Here is an 8,475-nt window from a genome sequence, read left to right as displayed (position 1 = left end):
TGACTTGATATACAAAAGTCGTGAACTCCTTTATATTATTAACTTGCAGTGCCTTCCCATGGAAGTCGTCCCATACGACTCCGGCCAGCGCTCCGCGCTGACCTACGCGTATGGACTTCACGTTGGCTGAAACTAAATGGACTCAGAACTGCCAATCCCTGAATATTTGTTCCCGATAGCGTTTCCGGCTTTCTGGTGCTTGATTCTGTTCTTCCTCGCTAACAGTAGCGGCTGGCGGAGAGTGGCAAAGACCTTTTCATTCGAAGGAATAATCGATGGTGAGTACTACAGGTTCCAGTCTGCGAATGTTTCAGGTGTCAGTTTTGGCGGAGCACTCGAAATGGGCGTAAATGACGTAGGATTGATCCTTGTCCCGTTTCTTCCCTTTCGCCCTTTCCACAAGAAGCTGTTGATTCCATGGGAATATTTGAGAGCCGAGAAATATGATCGGTTTCTGTTTTCTGGATACAAGATCATCCTGACGAAAGATGAGCGCTTCTATCTCACCATAAGCGAAAAACAGTTTAGCAGAATGAAAGACAGGATCTGCATGAAAGAAGAATTAGCCAACCAGTCAGCCCATACAACTCCAGCCAGCGCTCCGCGCTGACTTCCGCGTATGGCTTTCACGTTAGGTAGGAAAATGCAATATAGCACAACATTCTTCATCGTACTCTTCGCCTATGCTTACTCCGTCGTTCAGGCAGACAGCCCAAAGGAACAAACCGTTGTTGGATACAAGCCCGAGGCTGGTAAAAGAGTAGAAATAAGCGTGTCAGAGATTTTCAAGCTCGTTGATCCCGAGGTACCGCCCAAGCTAATAAAACAAGGAGAAATAAAATTAACAAAGAAACTAAAAAGAAAGATCAGTGCTGAGGTCTCGTTTTACGTATCCCTAGAAGGCATACCGGAAGAAATTGAAATCGAGGAAATCAACCTGAAGTAGTATAAAAAACTGATTCATCAGTTTGTTTCAGATTCCAGATTCAAACCGGCTAGCCACAAAGGAAAAGAAGTTCGAGTAAAAATCCAGGTACCTATAGTAATTGAACCTAACCAGTCGTCGCATACAACTCCGGCCATCGCTCCGCGATGACCTACGTCGTATGGACTTCACGTTCGCAGGAAAACAATGAACCAAATACGGAATGCCCTAATTGAACTCGCAGTCACTTTGGAGGAGTGTTGCCCCGGCGAGTGGGACGAATACATGAAACGCATTTCCAACGGTTCAGACGAAAAGATTATCCACTTTCTGAAATCGAACGAACTTTGGGGAGGCGCCGGCTCTATCGCTGATCAAGCCGGAGTAAGCACTGGATTGGGAAGAGAAAAAAGAAGAAGAATTGAAGAGTCGCTTGTGAAACTAGGTGATGCACAGATTTCGAAGGGGATCACCAACCCAAGGACTCAAATGTGGGTTTCCGCATTCAAGAAATGGAAAGAATCCAATATATGAATACTTATGCGAACAAGTCGCTCGATACAACTCGGGCCAAGCGCCCGAGTTGTGGACGCAGCAAGGACGCATTTCATTCTACTCTTTCACGACGGTTTCCGAGCCCTCGCGTATCAGCTTAGCGTTGGCTCAAAAAATGAATCGAATAAAGATCCAGCTCCTCATGCTCGCCGCAACACTTTGCGTTTCCTGCTCAAGATACGAGATTCCAGACGAGCCAATGGGAATGGCTGACTTGTCCGAAGCTCTAAAGCTCGCCAGTGAAATACACGAAATGGGCGATTCTCGTCTTTTGCTCGCACACTCCGACTTAAGGTCCGTTCCTGAAAAGGCATTGAACGATTTGCTTGAGACACTAGAAAAATGGGAAGGATTACCTCCAGGTTTCGAGAACGAAAAGGTCAGCGTTCAATTGCCATCCGAATACGATCCACATGAAATGGCGCCCGAGCAGTTTACAGAAGAAGACCTGAAGGACTTTATTCCTATCACATGGAACGTTCAACCAGATAGATTCATCGTATTCTACAACATATCAAAGAAGAACAGGAATATTAGAACGAGGAATACCTTTGGTGTTTTTGAGAAAGATGGAAAATGGTACTTCTCAACAGGATACAAAAAGATTTAGCCAACCAGTCAGCCCATACAACTCCAGCCAGCGCTCCGCGCTGACTTCCGCGTATGGCTTTCACGTTCTCCAAAAAATGAAATGATCGAAAACCTAAAGGAACGATACCTGAGGAATGTCGAGGCTTTGGATATTCCCGACGAGTTTCCAGATATAAAAGACGAACTTCGCGTCTTTACGGTTTTTGATCCTGCCACCATCAACGGTGTCGAGCTAACTAAGGAAGATAAAATGATTCTATTTCAAATAGGTCTACCTTCCGAGTACAAATCAGCCATTTTGTTTCGATCAGACCTACCAAGCGAATCCAACTTAAGGAATCAGATTGGGACGACGGCGAACGGAGATCCAGTTTGTCTAAAATCAGACGGTTCTCTTACCAGTTACAACCACGACCGAGAAATGGAAGAGTGCTTCGTGAGTTCGAATATAGTGTGCTACCTGAAGACAGTGATTGCACTGATGGAGGAAAATAAACCGAATCTAAAAGCGATAGACCGAGGCCTAGAAAGCCATCACATTAACTATTGGAAATCGACAGGAATAGCATAAAAAGGGAGAACCAGTCGTCCCATACAACTCCGGCCAGCGCTTCGCGCTGACCTGCGCGTATGGACTTCACGTTCTCAGAAAAATCAGACTCCCATCACAAAAGAAAACCAACAAACATACATATCCAAAACGATGCCAGCCCTCCACTCAATTCATTCAACAAAGAAGCGTACGATAGTTATAATTTTAGCAAGATTAACAATTTTTCTCTTGGTCTTACCAATGATCTGCAACGGTCAAGAAATCGGTTCAACTGAAGAATTGATAGTTGAAAAATTAGGAAATCCACAACTTCAAAAGACTGAAGAGAACAAAACAATATGGGTGTATTCCAGTGGATGGAAATTCGTTTTCGAAGGAGGAGTCGTGACATCCCTCACAGCCCCTGCCTCATTCTCTCCTCCCGTACCTGAAGAACCAGCTGCACCTTCTCCAGAGCCCAGTACGACCTCAAACGCGAAGAACGAGACTCCAGTAAAGATCAATCGGGCACAAGAAGATTTAGCTGTTCACGAGGAAGCCAAAGGAACTAGCACAATCGTCGACATTCTCTTCATTGCAACGGGATTGGGCTATCTCATAATCATATTCTGCATGATATGGATTCTTCTTTTGGCATATCGAGAATCGTTCCCTTGGTTTTTGGCCTTTCTTCTGCTTCCATTCGCACAATTTGTTTTTGTCGTGAAATTTTGGGAAGAAACCAAAAGGCCTGTTAGCTATATATTTCTAGTTGGAGTGCCTCTATTCGCCTGTAATCTTTTCATAGTCACAAAATACGCATAGGCAAGTTGTCCTGAAATATAAGAAGAGAGTGAGAACCAGCCGGTCCATACAACTCCAGCCAGCGCTCCGCGCTGACTTCCGCGTATGACCTTCACGTTGGGCGAAAAGAAATGAATAAAAGACCTCAAGTTGCGTCGACGACACTATCGTTAGCAAAGTACCTTCCACTGTTTGTTGCCGTCGCTTACGTCGTTGGGTTCGTAGCAGTGAATTCGCATCTGGAATCGATAAACGTAAACGACCCAAACCTAATCAGCATTCAGTATCTCTTTGCAGGAACTCAAATGCTACTTTTGTTGATCCCCGTCCTTGCGATCATCTGGCAGTGCCATCCGAATCCTACTGACGAATTCGAGAAGTCATTGATTGGACACATTTCCGGGGCATACTTAACTAGCATATACGCTGGATTCGTATCGATAATTCTAACTTCTGAAAACAAGTTCCTCATATATTGCTTCATACCGATTGCCGGAGCACAATTCGTTGTCACATCCTACTATGCACGAAACTGGAGTAAGACGATTTTGATCTCCTTTTTGACAGTTCCGCTAGCTATTTTCTTTCTCGCACTAGTCGTTACTCAAAGCTGGATCCAGTTAGGACTTTGTTTTGGTCTGTTATTCTTTTACATCCAGATATCAACAAACTACGGAGAATGGGGAGACGGTAATCTAGATATTGTTAGAGTGTCATTCTTGATTGCCTCCGCGATCCTCGCAGCGTCCCACTATGGATCATCGATCTATGGAGATATACCTGGGAAATTTGGAGGAGGAAGAAGTAGAGAAGCTTTCTTGGTTGTCGACCCAGCTTTTAACTCCAAAATTAGCGGGCTTCCAGAGAGCGAGTTATTCTCTTTTTCAGAAGCCGCTACTATTTTACACGAATCTTCCGATTTCTACTTTATTCGAGCCAAGGAAGACACCGTACTCGCAATCAGGAAAGTTTATTTCGCTGCAGAGGTTTACAAAAAGAAAAAGCCCAACCAGGCAGCCCATACAACTCCAGCCAGCGCTCCGCGCTGACTTCCGCGTATGGCTTTGACGTTGGGCGAAACAAAATAATGGATACAGAAGACAAAGTCAGACATCTGAGAGAACTCCAGGCCGAGCTTGGAAACTCACGAATACCTGACTCGACGTTCAAGCCTAAGTCGACAAATCAAGAACTGAAAGAATTGTCGTCTGGGGTGTTGGTTCTGCTCTCTCTAATTCAGTACGTTTATTTCGGTGTCCAAGGATTAGAAACAGAAAGCCATTTTCCTTTGGTGGCGGCTCCCGTAATTCTAACGATTCTATGCTTAGCAGCAGAAAAGATTCACCCGATCGAGAAGGTTCAAGCGGGCGAGCACGGACTAGCCAGCAGTTTCAACTTCCTGACGATTAACTTCCTGTTTTTCATCTTGGCTGAGGCCGCCGTTGCTATGGCAATGATCGCTTTGGTCTTCTCCTTCGATTGGAGATACGCTGTATTCTTGGGCTATCCCGTAATCCTGATCGAATGGATCAAAAGAAAAAATAAGCCCAACCAGGCAGCCCATACAACTCCAGCCAGCGCTCCGCGCTGACTTCCGCGTATGGCTTTCACGTTAGATCAGAAGAAATGAAAATCTCACTTTCCGGATACAAAAAGGAGTTTCTCAAGCTTGAGGATCTGGAAGCGATTATCCCGACCGGCAGAAAAGGAAAGGCACTGAATTACGGACAAGGCGAAGGACAGGTTCAAATCGACGATTCGGTTTGGGGCGTTTACGTCGGAAGAAGCAAAGAATACTTCATCCAGTACGAAGAGGGATCACTATCGAAAGTCGCATTCAAAGATCTCCTCAACGACCTGATCGATCATCTTTCCGAGAGTACTGAATCAGAAATGCGGATACTTGGAATTCACGAAAACGAATAGAAGCGAATGAAAGAAGAAGGATCTAACCAGGCGGTCGATACAACTCGGGCCAAGCGCCCGAGTTGTGGATGCAGCAAGGGCGAATCTTGCCCTACTCTTTCACCACGTTCAACCTAGGCCCTCGCGTATCACCTTCACGTTCGACAAAAAAAATGAAACCAAAGCAATGGGAACTATGGCTTGGAAAACCCCGATCAGGATGGATCGCGTTGATTCCTGTCATAGCCATATTGATCACCTTAGCTGGCGTATTCATCGCCGATTTATTCGGCTTAGCTATTCCCCGTTTTGTCGGAGATCTTTTCAGTCTACTATTAGTCGGATGCGGAATCTGCATGATCATCTCATGGAGCGCGTACGCACTAGTGGCCTCTGTCCTGATTCTATCCCCCGCGATATTGATTCTGATCTTCGGAACTCAAGAAATAGAAAAAGAAATCTGGTTTTGGGTAGTCACGGCTTCTACCACACTGATTGGGTCCATTGCTTTCATCCGTTATTCAAAAATATGGAAAATGTACAGAGGATGAAAAGAATGGTCGAACCAGGCAGCCCATACAACTCCGGCCAGTCGCTCCGCGACCGGCCTCCGCGTATGGCTTTGACGTTAGGCAGAAATATTATGATAAGAACTCTACTCCTCCTCGTGGTCGCAGTGCTGCCAATTTACTCGTTAGCGTCAGATTGGTCAGTGGAATTCGATTACTCCTACGCAAGTTTCTACAAAACAAGAGACCACAGAGAATTTGAGCACGAATACGTTTATAATCGTACCCATAGCGAGTACGTACCGTCGATTTCATTTTCAAAAGCTTTTCTTAAAAACTACGAATTGCAGATTCGACTCACGAGGTACGAAGATATTTCAACCGATGTGACTCGAACCAATCCGCCAAGAGCCCTAGTAGTTCAGGCGAATTCAATTCGTCCCACTGCTCTTTCTATCCTGCGTTTTCGGGTAAAAGAAGAAATCGATGAGCATTCACTCCAACTGAATCGCAATCTCTTGATTAGGAATAAACTAGGCATTTCAGCTGGAATCACCATTTCGTATCTTCATTCCAGCTATCTAAAGTACATAGTAACCGATCCAGAACGCGATATGGTAGAGCTTTTAGTAAATGATGTGGGATCAATAAGCGATGACGATTGGACACTTGGGGTTCAAGCGAAGGCATTTACGCCGCTTAGCGACCGTATCGACCTTTCGCTTGGATATCGATATACAGAACTGTTTGAGATCGAGTCCCACTTGACGTCTCTAGGAATAGAAATTGAACTATAAAATTAGCCTAACCAGGCAGCCCATACAACTCCGGCCATCGCTCCGCGATGACCTCCGCGTATGGCTTTCACGATATGTGAATAGAAACAAAATCTGATCCATTCAATTGAACAGACCCACACACACCCAAGCGATATGCACAATATGCGGTGCGAGTGTTTTGAAATCCACCGCAACCAGGAACGGTGGCCTATGCGCCAGCTGCATCAAGTACGTATATGACCAGAGTCTAAACCCAAGAATTGACGCTCTGGAGATCGAAATCGGAGATCACCTTATGTCGTTTTTCGAAGAATCTCAGGTGCATTGCGTGATCGAATGTTGTGGCATGAACGCCGTTGAAGTTTCTAGCGCCACGATTGCCGCTTGGAAGAAGTCACACAACTCATCAGAGTGGACACTACTGATGAAAGACTATCAAGAATTGATAAATGAGTTAGCAGAGATAGAAACGCCAGTGTTTTTCCTTGGAGATCGCACCTCACCTAAAGAAGTTGCTGAATTTACAAAGCAATTGGGAAGCACCTGACCCAATCACCCCAGCTAATCGAAAAAGAAGAATACATATCCAGTCGTCCCATACAACTCCGGCCAGCGCTCCGCGCTAGCCTGCGCGTATGGACTTCACGTTCACTAAAGTAAGATGAATCTAGTCGTCGCAATGATTATCCTCTCAAGCCCCGGCGGACCAACTGCCGGGGAACTCGAGAGTCTGCTGCCGAATGTGCAGGAGATCGCATACACCGAGAATTCGATCACCTACACTATCAACGGAGTCACAATTTCGTGTGGCAGCATTGATGCTCCGATTCCGGTCTCCGAACTATCTGGTCCCTTGAAGACCTCTCGGTACTGGGAGAATGACGACGATCTTATTCTAAATTCGAAGGCTCACTTGATAGTTTCGGCAAGCGGTCCCAACGATAAGAAGCAGTTAGCTAGCGAACTTACTCATGCGATCTCCGCGATCCTGAAAGCCACTGATTCCGTAGCCGTCTATTGGGGAGGAGCTACTCACATCGTCCCAAGGGACGTCTTCTCAGAAATCGCCGACTATATTCCAGAGGGTGCGCTTCCATTGTACCTGTGGATCGATTTTCGGATGATCGAAGAAGAAGATGGCACAGTTTCACTATTCACCACAGGCATGAAGGAATTTGACCTAATGGAAGTTGAGATAGAGAGATCTAGAGGATCATTCGAAGAGATCTATGACATAGGCTTCAACGCATGCCACTACGTCATGGACAACGGACCGGTACTCGGAGATGGCGACACGTTTGGACTTTCCGAGAACCAAATACTGAAGGTACATCACCAGGAAAGTTTCGTCGATCGAAGCGAAACAGTGATCAACATAAAAATGGAGTGAACCAGTCAGCCCATACAACTCCAGCCAGCGCTCCGCGCTGACTTCCGCGTATGGCTTTCACGTTCGACGAAAGAAAAAGATGAATACCAAAGAGGACATGCGAATCGCAGGTATCGATTTGACTCCGACTGAATTGCGATTCCTGAAAGGCGAACGTTCACAGACTGTTCTCGTCCTCAGAAATGAGGGAAAAACAAAGGAATTCACTTTCTGGAATCTCAATCCGATTTCAGAGATTTCCGCTGCATACAACGGATTCGACACAATGAGAATCATAGATCTACGAAACGAAGCGAATCAGTTGGAATCTGGACGTTACCAGATCGAATTCACAAGAGACGACCTAACCTTCGGATGTCGATTTGATGAAATGAAGAAATTGAATACGAGAATGAAAGATAGGTCGAACCAGTAGGAATGAGAAGGCACAGAGACGAGTCGCCATGAGGCGACCCGTCAATATAGTGCCTTTATGAATACAGCTA

At 45.6% G+C, this 8,475-nt stretch carries 13 protein-coding genes; all 13 read left to right on the top strand.

The features are described 5' to 3' along the window. Positions 1-136 precede the first annotated feature (136 nt). Positions 137-610, top strand: coding sequence for a hypothetical protein (locus QEH54_RS22230; RefSeq protein WP_309020926.1), 474 nt, complete (start codon positions 137-139; stop codon positions 608-610). Between the two features lie 33 nt (positions 611-643). After that, positions 644-946 (top strand): hypothetical protein, encoded by a 303-nt coding sequence (locus QEH54_RS22225; protein WP_309020925.1) that lies wholly within the window; start codon positions 644-646, stop codon positions 944-946. Positions 947-1,210: 264 nt separating this feature from the next. Then, positions 1,211-1,459, top strand: coding sequence for a hypothetical protein (locus tag QEH54_RS22220; RefSeq protein WP_309020924.1), 249 nt, complete (start codon positions 1,211-1,213; stop codon positions 1,457-1,459). 136 nt (positions 1,460-1,595) lie between these two features. Next, positions 1,596-2,090 carry a hypothetical protein gene (locus tag QEH54_RS22215; protein ID WP_309020923.1) on the top strand — a complete coding sequence of 165 codons (495 nt, stop codon included), beginning with the start codon at positions 1,596-1,598 and terminating at the stop codon, positions 2,088-2,090. A gap of 81 nt (positions 2,091-2,171) precedes the next feature. Beyond that, on the top strand, positions 2,172-2,642 hold the full coding sequence (locus tag QEH54_RS22210) for a hypothetical protein (RefSeq protein WP_309020922.1): 471 nt from the start codon (positions 2,172-2,174) through the stop codon (positions 2,640-2,642). A 132-nt stretch (positions 2,643-2,774) separates the two neighbouring features. Next, positions 2,775-3,428, top strand: coding sequence for a hypothetical protein (locus QEH54_RS22205; RefSeq protein WP_309020921.1), 654 nt, complete (start codon positions 2,775-2,777; stop codon positions 3,426-3,428). Positions 3,429-3,538: 110 nt separating this feature from the next. Next, a complete protein-coding gene (locus tag QEH54_RS22200; RefSeq protein ID WP_309020920.1) occupies positions 3,539-4,456 on the top strand; it encodes a hypothetical protein in 918 nt (305 codons plus the stop codon). 38 nt (positions 4,457-4,494) lie between these two features. Next, positions 4,495-4,998 (top strand): hypothetical protein, encoded by a 504-nt coding sequence (locus tag QEH54_RS22195; RefSeq protein ID WP_309020919.1) that lies wholly within the window; start codon positions 4,495-4,497, stop codon positions 4,996-4,998. Positions 4,999-5,033: 35 nt separating this feature from the next. Next, positions 5,034-5,333: a hypothetical protein gene (locus QEH54_RS22190; protein ID WP_309020918.1), complete on the top strand. Its 300-nt coding sequence runs from the start codon at positions 5,034-5,036 to the stop codon at positions 5,331-5,333. Positions 5,334-5,485: 152 nt separating this feature from the next. Then, on the top strand, positions 5,486-5,863 hold the full coding sequence (locus QEH54_RS22185) for a hypothetical protein (RefSeq protein ID WP_309020917.1): 378 nt from the start codon (positions 5,486-5,488) through the stop codon (positions 5,861-5,863). Between the two features lie 116 nt (positions 5,864-5,979). Beyond that, the gene (locus tag QEH54_RS22180) at positions 5,980-6,618 is read left to right on the top strand and encodes a hypothetical protein (RefSeq protein WP_309020916.1); all 639 of its coding nucleotides are present in this window, start codon (positions 5,980-5,982) and stop codon (positions 6,616-6,618) included. A gap of 106 nt (positions 6,619-6,724) precedes the next feature. Then, positions 6,725-7,147 carry a DUF6331 family protein gene (locus QEH54_RS22175; RefSeq protein ID WP_309020915.1) on the top strand — a complete coding sequence of 141 codons (423 nt, stop codon included), beginning with the start codon at positions 6,725-6,727 and terminating at the stop codon, positions 7,145-7,147. 114 nt (positions 7,148-7,261) lie between these two features. Beyond that, on the top strand, positions 7,262-7,990 hold the full coding sequence (locus QEH54_RS22170; protein ID WP_309020914.1) for a DUF4261 domain-containing protein: 729 nt from the start codon (positions 7,262-7,264) through the stop codon (positions 7,988-7,990). The last annotated feature ends 485 nt before the right edge of the window (positions 7,991-8,475 follow it).

This window comes from Pelagicoccus sp. SDUM812003 (assembly GCF_031127815.1).
In the GTDB taxonomy this organism is placed as follows: Bacteria; Verrucomicrobiota; Verrucomicrobiia; order Opitutales; family Opitutaceae; genus Pelagicoccus.
The sequence above is the reverse complement of the archived record's forward strand: the minus strand, read 5'-3'. Positions and strand labels throughout refer to the sequence as shown.

Bases quoted from the DNA above. Each gene is read 5' to 3' on its own strand.
- QEH54_RS22185 (WP_309020917.1), top strand. From the start codon at position 5,486: ATGAAACCAAAGCAATGGGAACTATGGCTTGGAAAACCCCGATCAGGA.
- QEH54_RS22210 (WP_309020922.1), top strand. From the start codon at position 2,172: ATGATCGAAAACCTAAAGGAACGATACCTGAGGAATGTCGAGGCTTTG.
- QEH54_RS22220 (WP_309020924.1), top strand. From the start codon at position 1,211: ATGAAACGCATTTCCAACGGTTCAGACGAAAAGATTATCCACTTTCTG.
- QEH54_RS22190 (WP_309020918.1), top strand. From the start codon at position 5,034: ATGAAAATCTCACTTTCCGGATACAAAAAGGAGTTTCTCAAGCTTGAG.
- QEH54_RS22200 (WP_309020920.1), top strand. From the start codon at position 3,539: ATGAATAAAAGACCTCAAGTTGCGTCGACGACACTATCGTTAGCAAAG.
- QEH54_RS22195 (WP_309020919.1), top strand. From the start codon at position 4,495: ATGGATACAGAAGACAAAGTCAGACATCTGAGAGAACTCCAGGCCGAG.
- QEH54_RS22215 (WP_309020923.1), top strand. From the start codon at position 1,596: ATGAATCGAATAAAGATCCAGCTCCTCATGCTCGCCGCAACACTTTGC.
- QEH54_RS22230 (WP_309020926.1), top strand. From the start codon at position 137: ATGGACTCAGAACTGCCAATCCCTGAATATTTGTTCCCGATAGCGTTT.
- QEH54_RS22225 (WP_309020925.1), top strand. From the start codon at position 644: ATGCAATATAGCACAACATTCTTCATCGTACTCTTCGCCTATGCTTAC.
- QEH54_RS22205 (WP_309020921.1), top strand. From the start codon at position 2,775: ATGCCAGCCCTCCACTCAATTCATTCAACAAAGAAGCGTACGATAGTT.
- QEH54_RS22170 (WP_309020914.1), top strand. From the start codon at position 7,262: ATGAATCTAGTCGTCGCAATGATTATCCTCTCAAGCCCCGGCGGACCA.